The 21,063-nt window shown below is 70.2% G+C and carries 19 protein-coding genes, 1 tRNA gene and 1 riboswitch; of the genes, 11 read left to right on the top strand and 9 right to left on the bottom strand.

The window, feature by feature from the left end:
• Window positions 1-750: 750 nt before the first annotated feature.
• Complete coding sequence (locus tag IEZ20_RS03210; protein ID WP_189294506.1) at window positions 751-3,714, top strand: transglycosylase domain-containing protein; 2,964 nt, start codon at window positions 751-753, stop codon at window positions 3,712-3,714.
• 10 nt (window positions 3,715-3,724) lie between these two features.
• On the opposite strand, the gene sugE is transcribed toward IEZ20_RS03210, so the two are convergent.
• The 3 genes from sugE to IEZ20_RS03195 all read right to left on the bottom strand — a co-directional run bounded on the left by sugE (window position 3,725) and on the right by IEZ20_RS03195 (window position 4,913).
• Entirely contained in the window at window positions 3,725-4,045 is a 321-nt protein-coding gene (gene sugE, locus IEZ20_RS03205) for a quaternary ammonium compound efflux SMR transporter SugE (protein WP_189294505.1), read from the bottom strand.
• Window positions 4,046-4,081: 36 nt separating this feature from the next.
• Window positions 4,082-4,154, bottom strand: a riboswitch (guanidine-III (ykkC-III) riboswitch).
• 47 nt (window positions 4,155-4,201) lie between these two features.
• Window positions 4,202-4,561, bottom strand: coding sequence for a GroES family chaperonin (locus IEZ20_RS03200; protein ID WP_014672972.1), 360 nt, complete (start codon window positions 4,559-4,561; stop codon window positions 4,202-4,204).
• 22 nt (window positions 4,562-4,583) lie between these two features.
• Window positions 4,584-4,913 (bottom strand): DUF3618 domain-containing protein, encoded by a 330-nt coding sequence (locus tag IEZ20_RS03195; protein WP_189294504.1) that lies wholly within the window; start codon window positions 4,911-4,913, stop codon window positions 4,584-4,586.
• Between the two features lie 114 nt (window positions 4,914-5,027).
• On the opposite strand from IEZ20_RS03195, the gene bcp reads away from it, so the two are divergent.
• From bcp to IEZ20_RS03175, 4 genes are all read left to right on the top strand, one after another.
• The gene (gene bcp / locus IEZ20_RS03190; RefSeq protein ID WP_189294503.1) at window positions 5,028-5,495 is read left to right on the top strand and encodes a thioredoxin-dependent thiol peroxidase; all 468 of its coding nucleotides are present in this window, start codon (window positions 5,028-5,030) and stop codon (window positions 5,493-5,495) included.
• 143 nt (window positions 5,496-5,638) lie between these two features.
• Window positions 5,639-6,301 carry an HNH endonuclease signature motif containing protein gene (locus IEZ20_RS03185; protein WP_189294502.1) on the top strand — a complete coding sequence of 221 codons (663 nt, stop codon included), beginning with the start codon at window positions 5,639-5,641 and terminating at the stop codon, window positions 6,299-6,301.
• Window positions 6,298-6,972: an HNH endonuclease signature motif containing protein gene (locus IEZ20_RS03180; RefSeq protein WP_189294501.1), complete on the top strand. Its 675-nt coding sequence runs from the start codon at window positions 6,298-6,300 to the stop codon at window positions 6,970-6,972. The genes IEZ20_RS03185 and IEZ20_RS03180 overlap by 4 nt, the downstream gene beginning before the upstream one ends.
• Window positions 6,972-7,055, top strand: a tRNA-Leu gene (locus IEZ20_RS03175). The genes IEZ20_RS03180 and IEZ20_RS03175 overlap by 1 nt, the downstream gene beginning before the upstream one ends.
• Window positions 7,056-7,104: 49 nt before the next feature.
• On the opposite strand, the gene rdgB is transcribed toward IEZ20_RS03175, so the two are convergent.
• Together rdgB and IEZ20_RS03165 are read right to left on the bottom strand one after the other, a co-directional pair.
• The gene (gene rdgB, locus IEZ20_RS03170; protein WP_189294500.1) at window positions 7,105-7,707 is read right to left on the bottom strand and encodes an RdgB/HAM1 family non-canonical purine NTP pyrophosphatase; all 603 of its coding nucleotides are present in this window, start codon (window positions 7,705-7,707) and stop codon (window positions 7,105-7,107) included.
• Window positions 7,708-7,755: 48 nt separating this feature from the next.
• Window positions 7,756-9,090, bottom strand: a complete 1,335-nt coding sequence (locus tag IEZ20_RS03165; protein WP_189294499.1) for an SGNH/GDSL hydrolase family protein — start codon at window positions 9,088-9,090, stop codon at window positions 7,756-7,758.
• Between the two features lie 196 nt (window positions 9,091-9,286).
• Between IEZ20_RS03165 and IEZ20_RS03160 the strand changes: the two genes are divergently transcribed.
• Both IEZ20_RS03160 and IEZ20_RS03155 read left to right on the top strand, forming a co-directional pair.
• Complete coding sequence (locus tag IEZ20_RS03160; protein ID WP_189294498.1) at window positions 9,287-10,600, top strand: DUF445 domain-containing protein; 1,314 nt, start codon at window positions 9,287-9,289, stop codon at window positions 10,598-10,600.
• A gap of 60 nt (window positions 10,601-10,660) precedes the next feature.
• Window positions 10,661-12,223, top strand: coding sequence for an MFS transporter (locus tag IEZ20_RS03155; RefSeq protein ID WP_189294497.1), 1,563 nt, complete (start codon window positions 10,661-10,663; stop codon window positions 12,221-12,223).
• An 11-nt stretch (window positions 12,224-12,234) separates the two neighbouring features.
• Here the strand turns inward: IEZ20_RS03155 and IEZ20_RS03150 are convergent, their stop codons facing one another.
• Window positions 12,235-12,726: a hypothetical protein gene (locus IEZ20_RS03150; RefSeq protein ID WP_189294496.1), complete on the bottom strand. Its 492-nt coding sequence runs from the start codon at window positions 12,724-12,726 to the stop codon at window positions 12,235-12,237.
• Window positions 12,727-12,881: 155 nt separating this feature from the next.
• On the opposite strand from IEZ20_RS03150, the gene IEZ20_RS03145 reads away from it, so the two are divergent.
• Window positions 12,882-13,832 carry a GlxA family transcriptional regulator gene (locus tag IEZ20_RS03145; protein WP_189294495.1) on the top strand — a complete coding sequence of 317 codons (951 nt, stop codon included), beginning with the start codon at window positions 12,882-12,884 and terminating at the stop codon, window positions 13,830-13,832.
• Window positions 13,833-13,862: 30 nt separating this feature from the next.
• On the opposite strand, the gene IEZ20_RS03140 is transcribed toward IEZ20_RS03145, so the two are convergent.
• The gene (locus IEZ20_RS03140) at window positions 13,863-14,168 is read right to left on the bottom strand and encodes a hypothetical protein (protein WP_189294494.1); all 306 of its coding nucleotides are present in this window, start codon (window positions 14,166-14,168) and stop codon (window positions 13,863-13,865) included.
• A gap of 149 nt (window positions 14,169-14,317) precedes the next feature.
• Here IEZ20_RS03140 and IEZ20_RS03135 point away from each other — a divergent pair, with 149 nt between their 5' ends.
• Both IEZ20_RS03135 and IEZ20_RS03130 read left to right on the top strand, forming a co-directional pair.
• Entirely contained in the window at window positions 14,318-14,743 is a 426-nt protein-coding gene (locus IEZ20_RS03135; protein ID WP_189294493.1) for an Hsp20/alpha crystallin family protein, read from the top strand.
• Window positions 14,744-15,111: 368 nt separating this feature from the next.
• On the top strand, window positions 15,112-15,591 hold the full coding sequence (locus IEZ20_RS03130; RefSeq protein WP_189294492.1) for a DUF2267 domain-containing protein: 480 nt from the start codon (window positions 15,112-15,114) through the stop codon (window positions 15,589-15,591).
• A gap of 101 nt (window positions 15,592-15,692) precedes the next feature.
• Here IEZ20_RS03130 and IEZ20_RS03125 read toward each other — a convergent pair whose 3' ends face one another.
• Complete coding sequence (locus tag IEZ20_RS03125) at window positions 15,693-18,836, bottom strand: DEAD/DEAH box helicase (RefSeq protein WP_189294491.1); 3,144 nt, start codon at window positions 18,834-18,836, stop codon at window positions 15,693-15,695.
• A gap of 95 nt (window positions 18,837-18,931) precedes the next feature.
• Between IEZ20_RS03125 and IEZ20_RS39485 the strand changes: the two genes are divergently transcribed.
• Complete coding sequence (locus IEZ20_RS39485) at window positions 18,932-20,005, top strand: YDG/SRA domain-containing protein (RefSeq protein ID WP_229895846.1); 1,074 nt, start codon at window positions 18,932-18,934, stop codon at window positions 20,003-20,005.
• On the opposite strand, the gene IEZ20_RS03115 is transcribed toward IEZ20_RS39485, so the two are convergent.
• Window positions 20,002-21,015 (bottom strand): hypothetical protein, encoded by a 1,014-nt coding sequence (locus IEZ20_RS03115; protein WP_189294490.1) that lies wholly within the window; start codon window positions 21,013-21,015, stop codon window positions 20,002-20,004. The genes IEZ20_RS39485 and IEZ20_RS03115 overlap by 4 nt on opposite strands.
• Between the last annotated feature and the right edge of the window lie 48 nt (window positions 21,016-21,063).

The following is a 21,063-nucleotide window of genomic DNA, read 5'->3' as shown; positions in this document are numbered from 1 at the left end:
GCGTACGAGGCGTACGGGAACGTACGACGCTGAAAACAGGAGTCCGTGCACGACATGAGCGACGAGCCGCAGCCGCAGCAGCCGAACGACGGCGTGCCACCGAAGAGGCCGCTGCCGGCTGAAGGGCCCGGGACCCCGGGGGGCCGCAAGCCGCACAGCCCGGCACCGGAATCCCCCGACCGACCTCAGCACCCGAGGAGCCCGGGGACCGACACCACCCCGGCCGAAACCGACAGGCCCACCGGGGACGCCCCGCAGCCTGGGAAGGCCGGGGACACCAGGGGCACCGGGGACACCAGGGGCACCGGGGGCACCGGGGGCGCGCAGGGCACCGAGCGGGCCGAGCGGGCCGAGCGGCCTGAGCGGCCTGAGGGTGCCGACCGTGCCGGGCGGGCTGAGCGGCCCGGTGGCGCGTCCCGTGACGGCTCCGGCGCCCCGGACCGGACGGCTTCGGTGGCACGGGCCCGTCAGGCGGCCCGTGGTGCCCGCACGGAGCAGACGGGACCCGTCGGCGCCGGTTCCGGAGCGGCCCCCGGCGGTGCTTCGGCGTCCGGGCGTGGCACGGCCACCGGTCGCGGCTCCGTCCCCGGCCCGGGTTCCGAGCCCGGCAGTGCCGCAGGCACCCCCTCCGGCTCCGGTGCTGCCACGGCCCCCGGTAAGGGAGTCGCAGGCAAGGGTGCCGGCGGCAGGAAGCCGGCCGGCCCCAGTGGCCCGGGTGGGAGCGAGCAGACGCCGGCCGAGAGTACGCAGGTGCTTCGGCGTATCACCCCGCCCAAGGGGCCGAAGGCCGAGAACGCTGGCGACGCCGCCCCGGCGCCCGAGACCACGCAGGTGCTCCGGCGGGTCACCGCGCCCCGCGCGGGTGAGCCCGGCGCTCCCGGTGCCGCCGCCGCGAAGCCGGACCCCTCCGGTCGTACCCCTCGCCCCACCGTGCCCCGCCCCGGCGGCGAGAACCGCGCCACCGGTGCCGGTGCCGGGTCCGGTGCCGCCGCGTCCGCTTCCGGTGCCGGCGCCGCGTCCGCAGCGGGTCCTGCCGCCGGCTCCTCCCCGGCCGCCGCCCGTGCCGCCCGTGCCGCGCGTGCGGCCGGCGCCGCCGGTGCCACCGCGTCCGCGTCCGCGTCCGCTTCCGGTGCCGGCGCTCAGGCCGCCGCCGCGTCCGCAGCCGGTGCTGCCGCCGGTTCCTCCCCGGCCGCCGCCCGTGCCGCCCGTGCCGCGCGTGCGGCCGGTGCCACCGCGCCCGGCGCCGCTGCCTCCTCACCCTCCGGCCCCTCTTCGCCCTCCGGCCCCTCCGCCCCCTCCGCCCCCTCCCCCGAAGACAAGACCACCCTCCTCGCCGCAACCGACGCCGACACCCCCGCGGGCAAGGGGAACGGCAAGGCCAAGGCCAAGAAGGGCAAGCGGCCCAAGCGGACCGGGTGGCGGCGGATCTTCCCGACGTGGCGGATGGTGCTCGGCACCCTCTTCGTCGGCGTCCTGCTGGTCATCGGGCTGTTCTTCCTCGGCTACTCCCTGGTGAAGATCCCGCCCGCCAACGCCTTCGCGACCAAGCAGAGCAACGTGTACCTGTACGCCGACGGCTCGCAGCTCGCCCGGGACGGCGAGGTCAACCGGGAGAACGTCAGCCTCGCCCAGGTCTCCAAGGACGCCCAGCACGCCGTACTCGCCGCCGAGGACCGCGACTTCTACTCGGAGTCCGCCGTCGACCCCAAGGCGATGATCCGCGCCGCCTGGAACACCGCGACCGGCAAGGGCAAGCAGTCCGGCTCGACGATCACCCAGCAGTACGTGAAGAACTACTACCTGGCCCAGGAACAGACGGTCACCCGCAAGGCCAAGGAGTTCTTCATCTCGATCAAGCTCGACCAGAACAAGTCCAAGGACGAGATCCTGGAGGGCTACCTCAACACCAGCTACTTCGGCCGCAACGCCTACGGCATCCAGGCCGCCGCCCAGGCCTACTACGGCAGGGACGCCGCCGACCTCGACCCGGCCCGCGCCGCCTACCTCGCCGCGCTCGTCAACGCGCCCAGCGAGTACGACGTCGTGGCACACCCGGAGAACAAGAAGGCGGCCGTCGCCCGCTGGAACTACGTACTGAACGGCATGGTCACCAAGGGCTGGCTCAGCGAGTCCAAGCGCGCCGGCATGAAGTTCCCCATGCCGAAGGAGCAGACGATCTCCACCGGCATGTCCGGCCAGCGCGGCTACCTCGTGGAGGCCGTCAAGCACTACCTGACCACCAACAACATCATCGACGCCGACCACCTCGCGGCCGGCGGCTACCGCATCACCACCACTATCCAGAAGCACCGGCAGGACGCCTTCGTCAAGGCGGTCGACGACCAGCTGATGTCCAAGCTGGACAAGAAGAACCGCAAGGCCGACACCTACGTCCGGGCCGGCGGTGCCTCCGTCGACCCCAGAACGGGCAAGGTCGTCGCCATGTACGGCGGCATCGACTACGTGAAGCAGTACACCAACGGCGCCACCCGCGGTGACTTCCAGGTCGGCTCCACGTTCAAGCCGTTCGTGTTCACCTCCGCCGTGCAGAACGGGTCCACCACCCAGGACGGCCGGACGATCACCCCGAACACCGTCTACGACGGCACCAACCAGCGTCCCGTCCAGGGCTGGAGCGGCGGCGCCTACGCCCCCGAGAACGAGGACCAGCGGTCGTACGGCCCCATCACCGTCCGCAAGGCCACCGACCTGTCGGTGAACTCCGTGTACGCGCAGATGGCCGTCGACGTCGGCCCCGCCAAGGTCAAGCAGACCGCGATCGACCTCGGCATCCCCTCCGACACCCCGGACCTCCAGCCGTACCCGTCCATCGCCCTCGGCACCGCCACCGCCAGCGTCCTGGACATGGCGGAGGCCTACGCCACGCTCGCCAACCACGGCAAGCACGGCACGTACACGCTCGTCGAGAAGATCACCAAGGAGGGCACCGAGCAGGTCAGGCTGCCCGACGAGCCGGCCAAGCAGGCCGTCAGCCGGGAAGCCGCCGACACCACCACCTCCGTCCTGCAGAGCGTGGTGCAGAGCGGTACCGCCACCGCCGCCCAGGCCGCGGGCCGTCCGGCGGCCGGCAAGACCGGTACCGCCGAGAGCGACAAGGCCGCCTGGTTCGCCGGCTACACCCCCGACCTGGCCACAGTGGTCTCCGTCATGGGCCAGGACCCGGTGACGGCCAAGCAGCAGCCGCTGTACGGGGCACTCGGCCAGGCCCGCATGAACGGCGGCGGCCCGCCCACCCAGATCTGGGCGCAGTACACGCGGAACGCGCTGAAGGGCAAGCCGGTCAGCGACTTCGACCTCCAGCTGGAGCAGGGCGCCGACGTCGTCCAGGAGCCGCCCGCCACCAGCAGCGCCACGCCGGGCACCGACGGCGGCACGGACGACGGCGGCGCCACCGCCACCCCGACCGCCGGCGGCGCGACCGCCACCCCGACCGACGGCGGCGCCACGAGCACCCCGGCCGACGGCGGAGCCACCACCGGCGGAGGCGCCACCACGGACGGCGGTACGGCCACCGACGGGGGCGCCACCACCGGCGGGAACCCGACGACCGGCGGGGGAACCACCACCGGCGGCGGGACACCGGGCGGCGGCACCAACGGCGGCGGGGCGACGACCGGCGGCGGGACGACCGCGGACGGAGGCGGCGGAACCACCGGCACCGACACGGGCTCCGGAGGATTCCCCGGCACCTGACGTCCCGCTGTCAGTGGCCGCTGGTCGCCTTCAGCCCCACCACGGCGACCAGCAGCAGACACACGAAGAAGATCCGGGCGGCGGTGACCGGCTCACCGAGCACCACCATGCCGAGCACCGCCGCACCGGCCGCGCCGATGCCCACCCACACGCCGTACGCCGTACCGATGGGCAGGGACTTCGCGGCGTACGACAGCAGGACCATGCTGGCGACGATGCCGGCACCGGTGAACAGGCTGGGGACGAGACGGGTGAAACCCTCGCTGTACTTCATCCCGACCGACCAGCCGACCTCCAGCAGACCGGCGACGACAAGCAGAACCCAGGCCATGACAGGCACCTCCGAGACACAGTGACTCTTCTTGGGGGTGCGTCGTCTTTGCCTTCGACCCGGTACGGCGCGTCTCGTCGGGTTCCTTCCGAACATAACAAAGGCATGCCGAAGAGGGCCGGTGACGATGGTCACCGGCCCTCACGCTGTGCGGTCCTACAGGTACAGCCCCGTGGAGTCCTCCGACCCCTCGAACCGGTCGGCGGCGACGGCGTGCAGATCACGCTCGCGCATCAGCACGTACGCCACGCCCCGCACCTCGACCTCCGCCCGGTCCTCCGGGTCGAACAGGACACGGTCACCCGGCTCCACCGTCCGGACGTTCTGACCGACGGCGACGACCTCGGCCCAGGCCAGCCGCCGCCCGACCGCCGCGGTGGCGGGAATCAGAATGCCGCCCCCCGACCGCCGCTCGCCCTCACCCGTCTCCTGCCGCACGAGAACCCGGTCGTGCAGCATCCGGATGGGGAGCTTGTCGTGGTGGGGAGTGCTGTGCTCGTTTCTGTTGGCGCTCACGCCTCGAACCTACCTGCCCCGGTCAGTCCCTGCGCCGCCGGGCCCCGAGGGCCAGCAGCCCCACGACCCCGACGACGACGAGGGCGACGGGCACGACCCGCTCCAGGCGAGGCGCCCCCTCGTCGTCCACGAACCGCGTCCGTACCTCGCTCACGACGCGGTTGACCTGCACGTACGCCCGCCCGACCGTGTGGTCGACATGGGCGACGACCCTGGCCTTGGCGTCTCCGACGACGGTCTTCGGATGCACGCGCACCCCGATCTCGTCGAGCGTCTCGGCCAGCACTTCACGGCGGCGTCTGATGTCCGCCTCGATCTGCGCCGGGGTTCTGGTGTCCGACGTGTCCGCCACCGTACGGCCTCCGAAGTCTGCCGAAGTCTGCTGATGCTGGTTGATGGTGTTCTCGAACAGTCTGTCAGCTCGCGGCCGGACCGCACCGCAAGGCCCCCCGGTTACGCTAGTCCGATGAGCGAGCGACTCCAGCCCGGGGACGTGGCCCCCGCCTTCACCCTCCCCGACGCCGACGGCAACGAGGTGTCCCTGTCGGACCACAAGGGCCGCAAGGTCATCGTCTACTTCTACCCCGCCGCCCTGACTCCAGGCTGCACCAAGCAGGCCTGCGACTTCACCGACAACCTGGAGGTCCTGGCCTCCGCCGGCTACGACGTCATCGGCATCTCCCCGGACAAGCCGGAGAAGCTCGCCAAGTTCCGCGAGAAGGAGTCCCTGAAGGTCACCCTGCTGGCCGACCCCGACAAGCGGATCCTGGAGGCGTACGGCGCCTTCGGCGAGAAGAAGCTGTACGGCAAGACGGTCGTCGGCGTCATCCGCTCCACGGTGGTCGTGGACGAGGACGGCAAGGTCGAACGCGCCCTGTACAACGTCAAGGCCACCGGCCACGTCGCCAAGATCATCAAGGACCTGGGCGTCTGAACGGCCCGCTGCACGAACGGCCCGCACCGGGAGCCCCCGGCGCGGGCCGTTTTCCGTTCCCGTGCTTCCGGGCGTGACTGTCCGATAACCGGTTCGTTACTCCGTACGGGCGACGAACGCACGCCCGGAACGGAGGGGACGCGATGGGGGCCGGCACATACCCGAAGGAGCGGCTGGAGGCAGCGGCTCGCGGGGCACGGACGCTCTCGGAAGCGCTGGAGAGGCTGGGGGTGGATCCGAGGAGTCCGACGCGGCGGTACGTGCTCGGGCGGATGAAGAAGCTCGGAGTGGACGTCTCGCACTTCGAACGGGAGGGGGTGAAGTGGACGAGAGAGGTCCTTGAGCAGGCCGTGGCCGCCTCCACCAACCTGTGCGAGGTGCTGCGCCACCTCGGCCTGGAGGTCGTCGGCGGCCATCACACGCACATCAGCCGCAGGATCAAGGCGTACGGGATCGACACCTCGCACTTCACGCCCGTGGTCCGAACCGAACGGATGCGGCACAACCGGCGCCGCCGAACTCCCGAAGAGATCCTTGTCGAGGACACGTCGGCGCACGCGCCGCGCATCCCGAGTCAGCGGCTCAAGAGGGCGATGATCGAGTTGGGCGCGGAGGAGCGCTGCGCCCTGTGCGGTACCGAGCCGATCTGGCTCGGCGAGCGACTCCCGCTGGAGGTCGACCACCTTGACGGCAACTGGCGGAACAACCGCGTCGAGAACCTGCGGCTCCTCTGCCCCAACTGCCACTCGACCACCGACACATACCGAGGGCGCGGCAAGGGCCGTGCCCGGGCAGGTGCCGTATGAGCAGCGGAGTGCAGTACACGCGCGAGCGGTTGGCTGAGGCAGCCGCGCAGTGCGCCGACATTGACGAGGTCATCGCCTTCTTCGGCACCCGGCCGTACGGTCGGCTGCGTGGGTACCTCGTGCAGCGATTCGCTCACTTCGGCATCGACATCTCGCACTTCTCACCCACTGGCAGGCAAGCGCGACCCGCGCCGGACGAGCTGCGGGCGGTGGTCAACGAGTCCGCATCCATCGCCGAGGTGCTTCGTCGCATTGGCCGCACTGACAACGGTGACCAACGTGCGATGCTTCGCAAGTGGATCGCCGAAGACGGCCTCGACACCGCTCACTTCCTCGGCCAGGCGCATCAGCGAGGGAAGCCGGGCACGAATGCCAAGCGGTCGGAAGCTGTCCTGGTGCGGCATGACGGTGCGCACCGCATCGCGACCACACGCCTCCGGCGTGCGCTGCGTGCAGTGGGCGTTCCCGAGAAGTGCGCCAGGTGCGGGGTCAGCCCTGAGTGGCACGGCAAGCCGATGACGCTGGAGATCGACCACATCAACGGCGACTGGCGCGACAACCGGCGGGAGAACCTGCGGTTCCTGTGCCCCAACTGCCACGCGATCACGAGTACCTGGTGCAGGGGCGGCGGAAGGCGGCGAGCAACTCCCGGTACGATGGCAGGCGGCTAGCGGCGGTGGCGCAATGGCGACGCAGCAGACTTAGGATCTGTGGCCCTTGACCGGGCTTGAGGGTTCGAATCCCTTCCGCCGCACATAGGCGGCCTGCGAATCGAAGGATGACTCGCAGGCCGTTTTGTGTCCTCAGCCCAGCAACTCCCGCACCACCGGCACCAGCGCCCGGAACGCCTTCCCCCGGTGGCTGATCGCGTTCTTCTCCTCGGGGCTCAGCTCGGCGCACGTCCGGGTTTCGCCCTCCGGCTGGAGGATCGGGTCGTAGCCGAAGCCGTTCGTGCCGGCGGGGGCGTGCCGCAGGGTGCCGAGCAGCCGGCCCTCAACCACCCGTTCCGTGCCGTCCGGCAGGGCGAGTGCCGCCGCGCAGGCGAAGTGGGCGCCGCGGTGTTCCTCGGCGATGTCGGAGAGCTGGGCCAGCAGCAGCTCCAGGTTGGCCCGGTCGTCGCCGTGCCGGCCGGCCCAGCGGGCGGAGAAGATGCCGGGGGCGCCGCCCAGGACGTCCACGCAGAGGCCGGAGTCGTCGGCGACGGCGGGCAGGCCGGTGGCCTGGGCGAGGGCGTGGGCCTTGAGCAGGGCGTTCTCGGCGAAGGTGACGCCGGTCTCCTTGACGTCGGGGACGTCCGGGAAGGCGTCCGCGCCGACGAGTTCGTGGGGGAGTCCGGCTTCGGCGAGGATGGCCCTCAGCTCGGTGATCTTTCCGGCGTTGCGGGTGGCGAGGATCAGGCGGGTCATGTCCGCCAGTATTCCTCGCCGCCCGGCTGCGGCCGTGCCCCGCCCCGGTTACAGCTCGGCCTGGCCGGCGCCCTTCAGTGTGCGCAGGTCGAAGACGTCGGCCATGGTGCGGTAGCCCAGGTCGCTGGGGTGCAGGTGGTCCCCGGAGTCGTATTCGGGGCGCAGGCGTCGCGGGTCGTAGGGGTCCCGGAGGGCCTTGTCGAAGTCGACGACCGCGTCGTAGACGCCGCCGGCCCGGATCTCGGCGTTGACCTGCTGTCGTACGGCCTCTCGGGCGGGTGTGTAGCCGCGGTGGCCCTGGAAGGGCATCAGGGTGGCGCCGACGACCTTCAGGCCGCGGGCGTGGGCCTGGCGGACCAGTGTGCGCAGGCCGGTGACGATGCGGTCGGGGTCGGCGAGTTTGCGGTTGCGGAGGATGTCGTTGACGCCGAGGTCGATGACGACGACCTTGGCGCCGGTGCGGGAGAGCGCGTCCCGGCCGAAGCGGCCGAGGCCGCTCTGGTTCTCGGCGGGCCGGCCGAGGCCGTCGGCGAGGACCTGGTTGCCGCTGATGCCCTCGTTGACGACGCTGTAGCGCGGGAGTTGCTGCCCTTCCTCCAGGGCGCCGCGCAGTCGTCCGGAGAGGACGTCGGGCCAGCGGCGGTTGGTGCCGGTGGTGGAGGTGATGCCGTCGGTTATGGAGTCGCCGAAGGCGACGATGGTGCCGGCGGCGTCGTTGCTGAGGACGTCGAGGGCGGTCAGGTAGCGCCAGTAGGGGGTCTGTCCGGTGTACGGCGTGCCGGTGGTGTCCTCGGTGCGGTCGCCGTCGGCGGTGTAAGAGACCTGTCGGGCGTGCGGGTGGTAGGTGACCGGTCCGGAGGGGGTCGGGGAGTACGTCGTGACCAGGACGTCGGCGCCGTGCGGGACGGTGACGCGTACGGCGTCGCTGACGGTCTGTCCGCCGGCGGGTATGACGACGCTGGTGCTGCCGCCGAAGGTGAGGCGCCGCATCGTTTCCGCGTCGGCCGCCGCGGTGCCGTCGCCGGTGGCGAGGGCGAGTGAGGCGTGGGTGATGGTGAGGGCCGACTGGCCGTAGAGGTTGGACAGTGTGACGCGGGCACCCGTACCGCCGGCGCTGGTGTGCACCACGTTGCGGATCGAGCGGCCCGCGAGGCCCGCCGTCTCGGTGCCGGGTTCGCCGCCGACGGGGGCGGTGGCCCAGGCGCCGACCCAGGTGCCGGTGGAGGCGGGGGCGGCGTGGGAGTCGCGGTGCGGACGGCCCGTGGCGAGGGTGCCGCGGGGGGTGCCGTCGTCGGCGGCGACGGTGACGTATATGCCGGCGGACACCGCGATGACCAGGGCGACCAGCGCACCGAGCACCGCGTAACCATGACGCTTGGCCACTCTTGTGTTGTTCTCCTCGGGAGATGGGAGCCTGGGGCTCCGATCTTGTTGGGCCCATGATGCGTCATGGGCCGGAGGGGCCTGGCAGGACCCTGCCACTGCCCCCCTCCAGACAGACGCCGGGAACTCCCGTTCCGTTCCGGGAGTCGGTCAGGAAGGGACAATTGTGTGCGGGATCACCGAACGGGTGGAGCTGATGGAACCTAGCGAGACGGGAACACCGGAGCGGGTCGCGTCGTACAAGACGATGACGGCGTTCACCCCGGCCGACGAGGAGCGCCGGCGCGGGGTACGGCGGATGAAGCTCACGGCGACGGGCCTGCTGTTGTTCGTCGCGGTGGTCTACGTCCTGGCGAAGACGGCCGGCGGCGCGGGTGCCGGGCCGTGGGCGGACTATGTCGCGGCGGCGGCCGAGGCCGGCATGGTCGGCGCGCTCGCGGACTGGTTCGCGGTCACGGCCATCTTCCGGCATCCGCTGGGGCTGCCCATCCCGCACACCGCGATCATCCCGAACAAGAAGGACCAGCTGGGCGTCTCGCTCGGTGAGTTCGTGGGGGAGAACTTCCTGTCCGAGGAGGTCGTGCGGGAGCGGTTGCGCGCGGTGGGCATCGGCGGCCGGCTCGGTGCGTGGCTGGCGGAGCCGGAGCACGCGGACCGGGTGACGGCGGAGCTGGCGACGGCGTTGCGCGGGGCTCTGACCGTCCTGCGGGACTCCGATGTGCAGGCGGTCGTCGGCGAGGCGATCACCCGGCGGGTCGGCGCGCAGGAGATCGCGCCGGGTATCGGCAAGACGTTGGAGAAGATCGTCGCCGACGGCGGGCACCGGCGGGTGGTGGACCTGGTGGTGTCCCGTGCGCACGACTGGCTGGTGCTGCACCGGGACGACGTGATGGTGGCGGTGGAGGGCGGGGCGCCGGGCTGGACCCCGCGGTTCGTGGACCGGAAGGTCGGCGAGCGGGTCTACAAGGAGTTGCTGCGGTTCGTCACCGAGATGCGGGACATGCCCACGCATCCGGCGCGCGGTGCGCTGGACCGTTTCCTCACCGATTTCGCCTCCGACCTGCAGTCGGACACGGACACCCGGGCCCGGGTGGAGCGGCTCAAGGGGGAGGTGCTGGGCCGTGGGGAGGTGCAGGACCTGATCGCGTCGGTGTGGACGGCCGTACGGTCGATGATCGTGGCGGCGGCAGAGGACGAGCGCAGCGAGTTGCGGCAGCGGGTGCGGGCGGCGCTGCTGTCGCTGGGTTCGCGGATGGCGACCGAGCCGAAGGTGCAGGACAAGGTCGACAGCTGGGTCGAGGGCGCGGCGGTGCACGTGGTGACGACGTACCGTGCGGAGATCACCTCGCTGATCACGGAGACGGTGGCGGGCTGGGACGCCGAGCACACCACCCGGAAGATCGAGGCGCACATCGGCCGTGACCTGCAGTTCATCCGGATCAACGGCACGGTGGTGGGGTCGCTGGCGGGCCTGGTGATCTACGCGGTGTCGCGTGGGCTGGGGGTCTGACCGGAGTGTTCCGGTGCGCTCCGGGCACCCGATAACCCGCCTCGACGTGGAGGGAGCCCCATGAGTGCAGCAGCCGAAGCGCCGTCGCCGGAGACCGGCCGGACCATCACCACGAACATCCCCGCCCGACTCGACCGTCTGCCGTGGTCCCGCTGGCACTGGACGATCGTGATCGGCCTGGGGACCGTCTGGATCCTGGACGGCCTGGAGGTCACGGTCGTCGGTAACATCGCCAGCCGGCTGTCGGAGCCCGGCAGCGGCCTGTCCATCACGTCCGGGCAGATCACCGGTGTCGCGGCCGCCCTGTACGTGGCGGGCGCCTGTGTGGGCGCCCTGTTCTGGGGCCGGCTGACCGACCGCTTCGGCCGCAAGAACCTCTTCATGATCACGCTGGCGGTGTATCTCGCGGCGACGGCGCTGACGGCGGTCTCCTGGGAGGCGTGGTGGTTCTTCCTGTTCCGCTTCCTGACCGGCTTCGGTATCGGCGGTGAGTACGCGGCGATCAACTCCGCGATCGACGAGCTGATCCCGGCGGCCTACCGCGGCCGGGTCGACCTGGTCATCAACGGCAGCTTCTGGCTGGGGGCGGCGGGCGGGTCCCTGCTGTCGATCGTCGCGCTCGACACCGACCTGCTGGCCGCGAACCTCGGCTGGCGTCTGACGTTCGCGCTCGGCGCCGTCCTCGCCCTGGTCATCCTGCTCGTACGACGGCACGTCCCGGAGAGCCCGCGCTGGCTGCTGATCCACGGCCGGGACCAGGAGGCGGAGCAGATCGTCTCCGGCATCGAGCGCCAGGTGGCCGAGGAGAAGGGGGCACCGCTGCCGGAGCCGCAGGGCGAGCTGGAGATCCACCAGCGGGGGAGCGTGACGTTCCTGGAGATCGCCCGTACGGTCTTCGGCCGCTACCGCAGGCGGGCGGTGCTCGGCTTCTCCCTCTTCATCGGCCAGGCGTTCCTGTACAACGCGATCACGTTCGGCTTCGGCGCGATCCTGACCACGTTCTTCGACGTGCCGTCCGGCCACACCGGTTACTACTTCGCGGTGATCGCGGCCGGCAACTTCTGCGGCCCGCTGCTGCTCGGCAAGCTCTTCGACACGGTGGGCCGCAGGGTGATGATCTCCTCGACGTACCTGTTGTCGGGCCTGCTGCTGTTCGGTACGGCGTGGCTGTTCGACCGCGGTTCGCTGAACGCGGCCACGCTGACGGCCTGCTGGTGCGCGGTGCTGTTCTTCGCCTCGGCGGGCGCCTCCAGTGCCTACCTCACGGTGTCCGAGATCTTCCCGATGGAGACGAGGGCGATGTCGATCGCCTTCTTCTACGCCCTCGGCACCGCGGCCGGCGGTATCAGCGGCCCCCTGCTGTTCGCCGACCTCACCGGCACCGGCAGGGTCGGCGACGCGGTGCTGGCCTTCTGCATCGGCGCGGCGCTGATGTGCGCGGCGGGTCTGGTCGCGGTGTTCCTGGCGGTACGGGCCGAGCGCCGCTCCCTGGAGGACGTCGCCCGCCCGCTGACGGCCGTGGCGGAGCGGGCCAGGTCGACGGCGCGGAACGCCCGCCCCGGTAACCGGGGAGGTACCCGGGGCGGCGGCCCCGCGGCACCGCCGGCGGCGAGCAGGCCGTGACGTCGTAGCGGTCAGGCGCCGGTGGTGGAGCCCGGCCGGACGATCATCAGGACGGTCACGGCGGCCCAGAGCAGGTTGAACAGCCCGGTGACCATGGCGAGCCGTGCGGTCGGTGCGGGCTTCCCTTCGAGGAGGGCGGTCTGCGCCGGCAGCACCAGCGCGACGAGGACGAGGGCGGCGAGCGCGGTGAGGGCGATCGACACGATCAGCCAGGGACTGCCGAGCACGCCCATCTCGCCGGCGGTGGCGAACCCGAAGACGGGGACGACGACGCCTACGACGGCGTAGACGCGGCAGATGCGGTGCAGCAGGCGCAGCGTCCCGGTGGCGTCGGGGGCGTCGGGGGCGTCAGTGGCGTGAGCGGCGGCTGTGGCGTCTGTGGCGGCGGTATTGGCGGCCAGGGCGTGGCGGGCGGCGGGCGGGAACATGCTGGCGGCGACGGCGACGGGACCGATGGCGAGGATCGCGGCGATGACGTGGACGGCGAGGAGGAACTTGGTCACAGGGGGACGGTAGGAGCGGCGGAGACCGCGGAGGAGTGGCAGGAGTGCCAGCTCCCGACGGATTCTCGCCAGGGGGGGTTGAGAGGAAGCCCTACCGGCAAGGCCCTGAGGGACCCCGCGGTGGCGGGATCCTGCCGCCCCCCTACGCTCTCGCCATGCACACCGTGGCCGTACTCGCGCTGGACGGCGTCATCCCGTTCGACCTCTCCGCCCCCGTCGACACCTTCGGCTGGGCCCGGCTGCCGGACGGCCGGGAGCCGTACCGGATCCGGGTGTGCTCGGTGCGGGAGGAGGTGAGCGCGGGTGCCTTCACGGTCCGGGCGCCGTACGGTCTTCAGGCGCTCGCGGAGGCCGACACGATCATCCTGCCCGGGGTCGCGGACCCACCGGAGACCCTGCCGCCCGGGGTCGCCGAGGCACTGCGCGCGGCGGCGGCGAACGGCACCCGTATCGCGTCGATCTGCGTGGGCGCGTTCCTCTTCGCGGCGACGGGCCTGCTGGACGGGCTGCGCGCGACGACGCACTGGATCGCGGCCCCGGACCTGGCCCGGCGTCACCCGGCGGTGACGGTGGACCCGAACGTCCTCTACGTCGACAACGGCCAGTTCCTGACGTCGGCGGGCGCCGCGGCCGCCCTGGACATGTGCCTGCACATGATCCGCAAGGACTTCGGCTCGGCGGTGGCCGCACACGCCGCCCGGATGTCGGTGATGCCACTGGAACGGGAGGGCGGCCAGTCCCAGTTCATCGTCCACGACCTGCCCCCGGCCCCCGCCGGCGCGACCCTCGAACCCCTCCTGGCCTGGCTGGAGGACCACTGCGACCGCGATCTGACCCTGGCGGAGATCGCGGCGAAGGCCGGCATGAGCACGCGTACCCTCAACCGCCGCTTCCGGGAGCAGACGGGCACCACACCACTGCAGTGGCTGCACCGGACGCGGGTACGGCGGGCCCAGCACCTGCTGGAGACGACGGCGCACCCCGTGGAACGGATCGCCGTCCAGACGGGCTTCGGCTCGCCGACGGCCTTCCGGGAACGGTTCCGGAGGGTGGTGGGGACGAGCCCGCAGGCGTACCGGAGGTCGTTCCGGCCCGGGGTGTCGTAGCGGCCGGGGTGTCTTGGCCGGCGGGTCGGTTCAGTCGCCCCGGCGGTCGGCGACGGCCCAGGAGGCGAGGGCGACGGCGCCGGCGACACCGAGGACGGACGGCCAGGCGCCGACCTTCTTGGCGAGCGGGTGGGACCCGGCGAACGCGGCGACGTACGCGGCGCTCAGCGCGCCCGCCGCCTTGCCGCCGGCCCGCGCCCGCCACTGCTGCGCGGCGGCGACCCCGGCGGCGGCCAGGACGACTCCGCCCAACTGCCGCTTCTTGGTCCAACGGGCGACGCCGTAGCCGCCGACGAGTCCGGTGGCGGCGACGACCGCGCTGGGAACCTTGGCCATGGTTGCCTCCTCGTATCCGAGGTCGAGGCTAACGCGCAGGGGGACAGCGGCACGGCCCTGAGTCGAGGCTTGTCAACTTTCCGGCGCAGAGTTATATAAGAAGTCGTAGGGCATCGCACCCCAGTCCCTGAGGAGAGGAGTGACCTGTGATGCTCATGCGCACGGACCCGTTCCGCGATCTCGACCGGCTCACGCAACAGCTCTTCGGAGCGAACGCCCGCCCGGCCGCGATGCCGATGGACGCGTACCGCTCGGGTGACGAGTTCCTGGTCCACTTCGACCTTCCCGGCATCGACCCCGAGTCGATCGAACTCGACGTCGAGCGCAACGTCCTCAACGTCCGGGCCGAGCGCCGCGGCCCCGCTCCCGAGGACGCGGAGATGCTGGTCGCCGAACGCCCCACGGGCACCTTCACCCGCCAGCTGTTCCTGGGCGAGACCCTCGACACGGAACGCATCGACGCTTCGTACGAAGCCGGCGTCCTGACCCTGCGCATCCCGGTGGCCGAACAGGCCAAGCCGCGCAGGATCCAGATCAGCGGCGGGGGCGGCGACCGCAAGCAGATCAGCGGCTGAGCCGACAGGCCCTGACAGGGGTCGACCACCGCCGGTCCGGCCGGAACGCCGGCCCGGGCCGACCACCGCCGGCCCTGAGCGTGACCCCCACGCAGCCCATGCACCCACACGCACGCATGCACACGCACGCGTCCCGGGACCCGCGGGCCCCGGGACGCGGCGGCCTGCCGCGACGCAGCAACACGCACGGGCCGCAGGACGACGGGGACCTCACAGCCCGCACAGACGACCGCACCCCACCCACCAGACCCCCACCACCCCCACGACCCCACCGGCCGCACGTTGGCCGAACTGCCGCTCATGCCCGCTGCATTACGGGGTAACCGGCATCCGGTGCCCCGAAGTGTCCCGGAGGAGGAGCCACCACGATGACCGTGACGACCCCGCAGCCGAGAATGACCATCCCCACCCCGTCCCCGCGTCCGCGCGCCAAGGCCGAGGCGGAGGACGCCGACTGGCTGGAGCTGACCGAGGCGGTGCGTGAGGCGGGCCAGTACCCGACGAGAGCGGAGGCGGAACGCGTCACCCGCATCGTCCTCTCGGCCCTCGGCGGCCACGTCACCGGCGACGAACGCGTGGCCCTGGCCCAGGCGCTCCCCCGCGAGGCGGGCCGAGTGATCGCCTCCCAGATCCCCGCGACCCACCCCCTGACAGCCCGCGAGTTCGTCGAATCGGTGGCCACCCGCATAGAGGGCTCGACCCCCGCAACGGCCCGCTGGGACGTCAGCTCGGTCCTCAGCGCCCTGTCGACCCACATCGGCGAGTCACTGACCACCCGCGTCCTGGACCAACTCCCCCCGGGCTACGCCCTGCTGTTCGGACGGGCGGACCTGGCACCGACGGCCTAGCACGCGACGGGCGCCGCACATGGTGGGGCGGCGCCCGTCACACGCGACCGCGGCTTTCCCCAGTACCTTTGAGGCCTACAGCAGCCCCAGGTCGTAGTCGGTCAACGCGCGGTGATGGCTGAGTACGTCCACACATCGGCCGGAAGCTCGTGCTTGAGGCGCCACGTGATGGCCATGGGCTTGCTTCCCGTGTGCGTCTCATACGTCGCGGGGCCAAGGAGCATCCACGGTTGTGGCTTGCCGGTGTCCGTGTTCTTGTAGCGGCGCATGAACAACAGGACTTCACTGCCGCGCTGCGCGTGCTCTTGGTATCGCTTGCCGGTACTGGAGTCAGCGGCTGTCGAGTTCTGGGACTCCCAGTGGAAGAGTGTCGGGCTCAGCGCGTAGTCCTTGTACCGGACAGTTGGCGAGAAGTCCTTCTCATTCTTCTCCAATGTGATGAGCAGGGCGTCCGTCTGCAACTCCTCGACCCACTGCACGCCCTGCGCGAACGACCTGGGCATTTGGCCGCCGAAGCGCGCCACGCCCAGCGCGGCGAGGATCTCGGAGCGGTTGTAGGCGCTGTGGACCATCATCGGAACGTGGCTGAGGCGGCCCGACAGAGGGATGGGGAAGTGGTCGGCCTGTTCGATGACGTACGACAGCACCTGCCGTAGTTCATCACGGAACGGCCGCTGGGATCGGAGCGACTCCAGGCCTTCCGCGAAGCTGGTGAAACCGCCGGCGTTGTCCCAGATGTTGAAGAACAACATGCGGGCGTACGCCTGGTCGGTCGGCCCCAGATCCGCGTACGGCGGGGCGTTGTCTTCCAGGAGGCGGAGGTAGGCCTGGGCGCGCTCGGGATCGTCCACGTGGAGAAAGGCGTGGACTCTCTTGAGTAGTGCCGCTTCGCCTGCCGGTGCGGCATCCTCGAGTAGTCCGGCCCGGCGGAGGATGGTTGTCCAGGAGCTGTCGTTCCTGTATAGCTCTTTGATCCCCCGTCGGCTCTCGTGGAGGTAGTCCGCGAGGCGTGGCGTGCTGTAGGCCTTGACCTCGCTCACTAGTGTGCGGACATTGGCTCCCAGCTGGCTCCGGATGTTGTCGAGAATGAGGTCCTTGGATTTGCCTTCTAGGAGGATTTGGCAGCCAGACGGCAGTTGGGGAAAGCCATGCTGGATGTGCTCGATCAGTCGGTTCCGTGACAGGTTCGTTAGGGCTCGGAACTGTTCCTCGAAGCGGAACTCCGCTCGGTGCTGTCCGATGAAGTCGAGGACCGTGAGTACCGGCTTGGTCTCCGTACGTCTCAAGCCCCGCCCCAGCTGCTGAAGAAAGATCGTCGCGCTGTTGGTCGGACGGAGGAGGAGAAGGGTGTCGACGTCGGGGATGTCGAGGCCTTCGTTGAACAAGTCAACGGAGAAGATCACCTGTAGCGTGCCGTCACGTAGGTCTTTGAGCGCCTGAGCGCGCACGTCGGCGGGTGAGTCGCTGTCCAGCGCCACGGCCTGGAACCCGGCTCTGGAGAAGAAGTCCGCCATGAAGCGGGCATGCCTCTTACTGACGCAGAAGCCCAGCGCGCGCATCACCGCCGGGTTCGAGACCTTGTCTCGGATCTGTTTCACCACAATCCGGGCCCGCGCGTCGTTGCCCGTGTAGACGTTGTCGAGGTCCTGATCGGCGTACGTACCCTTCCGCCAGCCAAGGTTCCGCAGATCTGTACCGTCCGGGATGCCGAAGTAGTGGAACGGGCACAGCAAATCGTTCTCCAGGGCTTCCCACAGTCGCATTTCGGCGGCGATGCGTCCCTCGAAGAACTCATCTTGGACGTTGCGCCCATCCATCCGCTCGGGGGTCGCTGTCAGGCCGAGCAACTGCTGTGGCTTGAAGTGATCGATGACTCGGCGATACGTGGCGGCGGTGGCGTGATGAAACTCGTCGATGACGATGATGTCGAAGTGATCGGGGGCCAGCTGCTCCAGCCGCCTGATGTTCAGCGACTGAACGCTGGCGAAGACGTGGTTCCCCTCCCGCGGATCCTCCCCTGCGTGCAGCAGTTCCCCGAAGGAGGCGTCGTCCAGCACCTCCCGGTAGGTGCGCAGGGATTGGTTGAGGATTTCCTTGCGGTGGGCCACGAACAGCAACGTGGGCTGCCCGTTGGGTGACTTCTTGCACAGGCTGCGGTAGTCCAGTGCGGCCATCACCGTCTTCCCCGTGCCAGTGGCGGCAACAAGCAGGTTCCGGTTCCGCCCGCGCAGCTCTCGCTCGACGGTCAGTCGTTCGAGCATGTCCCGTTGGTGCGGAAACGGGCGTACTTCCAGACCCGAAAGGTTGATCTTCAGACCCGTGGTGGGGGCGGTGCCGCCTGCCTGAGCGAGTGCGCCATCCAAGCGTTCGCCGTGGAGGTGGGGGTCGTACGTTTCGAAGGCGATGTCGTTCCAATACGCGTCGAACGTCGCCTCGAACTTGTCCAGGACAGCTGGTGTGGTGACCGATGACAGACGCACGTTCCACTCCAGGCCGTCGAGGAGCGCGGCCTTGGACAGGTTCGAACTGCCCACGTAGGCGGTGTCGAAGCCGGTATGGCGACGGAACAGCCAGGCCTTGGCGTGCAGCCGCGTGGAGCGGGTCTCGTAGTTGATTTTGACCGTAGCCCCGAAGTCACGGACGAGGCGGTCAAGCGCGTGGCGGTCCGTGGCGCCCATGTACGTGGTCGTGATGACCCGGATTTCCACGCCCCGGTCTTTCGCGGCGCGGAGAGCGTCCTCCAGGACCCGTATGCCGTACCACTTCACGAACGCGCAGAGCAGGTCGATGCGGTCCGCCGTGGCTAGTTCTGCCCTCAGTTCCGCTCCAAGACTGGGGTCATCCGGAGCGTTGGTGATCAACGCAGTCTCCGACAGAGGAGTGAGCGGGCGAACGGCGAAGACACCCGGAGCTTCTTGCTTGGCCAACGCGAGCAACTGTCGAGGCCCATCCGCGATGGCTTCCACCACCTCGCCCTCCTTGGGGCCAGCAGTGTGGGACGCCAGCGCGCGCATGATCGCGTTCGCTGCGTCGACCTGCTCGTCACGCGGGAGCTGGCTCAGCTGGTTGCGGATCGCTGCGCCGATGTGTCGGGCGAGAACGTGGGCAGTGGACTCTTCGCTCACCTCCGCCTCCACGGCCTTCCAGCCGGCCGCGTCCAATTCCTGCAAGCGGTCCTGCAAGCGACGGGTGACGAGCTCCTCGTACACACCCGCCACCGGCTGAATCTGTTCTGACTGCGCCACGCCCGCCCCCTTGGTCCCGTTGCGACACGACCAGTTGTAACAGGGGCCACTGACAGCCTGTGCTTGCGTCACATTGCGAATCGAGAGTGACACAAGTGATCGATTTGTTTCAGTATGGCGTCGTGGGAGAACGAAAGATCGGTCACATCGACGGCATCGCTCCGGGCGCGGAGTTTCACCGCCGCGTGCAGGTGAAGCGCAACAACCTGCACGGCGACACCGTAAGGGGCATCTCAACCCTTGTAGATGACGATGGCAGTCACATAGCTGATGCCATCGTCCTGCACGGAGGGTACGAGGACGATCACGACGACTGGGACAGCATCCGCTATACAGGCGCCTCACCTGACGTGGACAAGTACAAGATCAAGGGGGTGCCAAGGCTTCGGCGCAGCCAATCCTGGGACTACGCGGACAACGCCGCTCTGAAGCGAAGCTACGAACGGGGCCATCCGGTACGGGTCATCCGCGGTTGGAAGGGTGACAAGCGGTACTCACCGATCGACTGCTACAGGTACGACGGCCTGTACCTGGTCACAGACATCCGCACCGCCGTGGCACACTCGCCCGCCCCCGACGGCTCACCGGTCGACATCTGCCAGTTCGACTTGAAGCGCCTCCCTGAAGATGGTCAGGATCCGACCTCTCTGGAGCACCAGATCGCCGACTTGCTGGAACGGCGCGAGGAGGCGCCCGCCGAAAGCGCAGATGGCGAAGGGACCGCGGACGAGCCAGATGAGGAGGCGGAGACCGAGGAAGAGGCGGTCCAGGGTGAGAAGTTCCCAGAGACGCGGACGGCCCGGGTCCAGCGCCTGGTCCGAGACGACGCGGTGATACGGAATGTGAAAAGGCTCTACGCCGGAGAGTGCCAAGTGTGCGGCCTTCGCTTGCTCGGCCCGGACGGCAAGCCGTACAGCGAAGGCGCCCACATCAGGCCTCTGGGTAAGCCCCACCGGGGCCCTGACGTCGAGCCGAACGTCCTGTGTCTCTGCCCCAACTGCCACGTCCGCCTAGACATAGGCGCCATCGTCATCGAGGACGACTGGTCGATCGTCGTACGGGCAGGGGCGTTCGGCATGGACGTTCGGCCGAAGCTCAAGCGGCACCGACGGCACACGATTCACCTGGACTACCTCCGCTACCACCGGGAGTGGTGGCTGGGCCGCTAGTCCACCCCGTGACACTCCCCGTAACCCAACCCCGCCCCACACCAACACCCCGCCCCCTTCCCCGGCGGCCAAGCCACAGCCCGCCCCCGGGCCGCCAACGTCGTCGCGTACTGGGGGAGCAGGGTGGGGTCGCTCGGTGAAGTGCCCTCCGACGCCGCGAAGGCCTCGTACGACGGGACCGTGCCCGTGACGATGCCGAGGTTGGGGGTGCCGGAGGCGGAGAGTTCGCGGAGGGAGGACTCTATGGTCGACAGGTGTTCGGCGTGGGACGGGTACTCCGCGGACAGGGCGGGGTACGCCGACAGCAGCTCCGACAGTTCCGGGGCCGGCCAGTGCAGCACCGCCACCGGGAACGGGCGGGAGAGGGCCTCGCGGTAGGCGCCCAGTTCGGCGCGGAGGCGGGAGATCTCCGCCTCCAGCTCCGCCGGGTTGTCCGAGCCCAGGGACCACACGCGTTTCGGGTCGTGGAGTTCGTCCAGGGTGACGGAGGACGTGTGGAGGGTGTCGGCGAGGGTGTCCCAGTCGTCGTGGGGCAGGCCCAGCATGCGGCGGACGCGGTGGCGGCCGTAGAGGACGGGGTGGGTGGCGGGAGGGGGTTCCTCCGCGGAGCCCAGCAGGAGGCGGGCGGCCTCCGTGAAGGTGTCCGCCGCCGCCTCCAACTCGTCGTGGGACTCCAGGGCCTCCGCCACGATCACCCAGGGGGCCGGGTCCCGCGGGGACGTCGTGCGGATGCCCTCGATGATCGCCCTCGCCTCGGCCTCGTGGCCGTACTCCCACAGGTTCGACGCCTTCAGGGCGCGGACCAGGGCGGGGTTGTCCAGGCCTTCGGCGGAGGACAGCAGGCGGTCGTAGAGGGCCGTCGCCGCGGGGCGGTCGCCGGACAGTTCCAGGTGGGCCGCCGCCCGGAGGAGGAGGGTCTCGGCGTCCTCCGGGTAGAGGCCGGCGGTCCGCTCCAGGCGTGCCGCTTCGGCGGTGTGGTCGACGTTCTCGGCAGGCGTGTCGGGGCGCATGGGGGACACCGTACTGCCGGGCGGTGACAAAAGTGAGGTGCCCCGGAA

The organism is Streptomyces cinerochromogenes (assembly GCF_014648635.1).
Taxonomy (GTDB): Bacteria; Actinomycetota; Actinomycetes; order Streptomycetales; family Streptomycetaceae; genus Streptomyces; species Streptomyces cinerochromogenes.
Note: the sequence above shows the minus strand (reverse complement) of the source record. Positions and strands in the feature narration are given on the sequence as shown.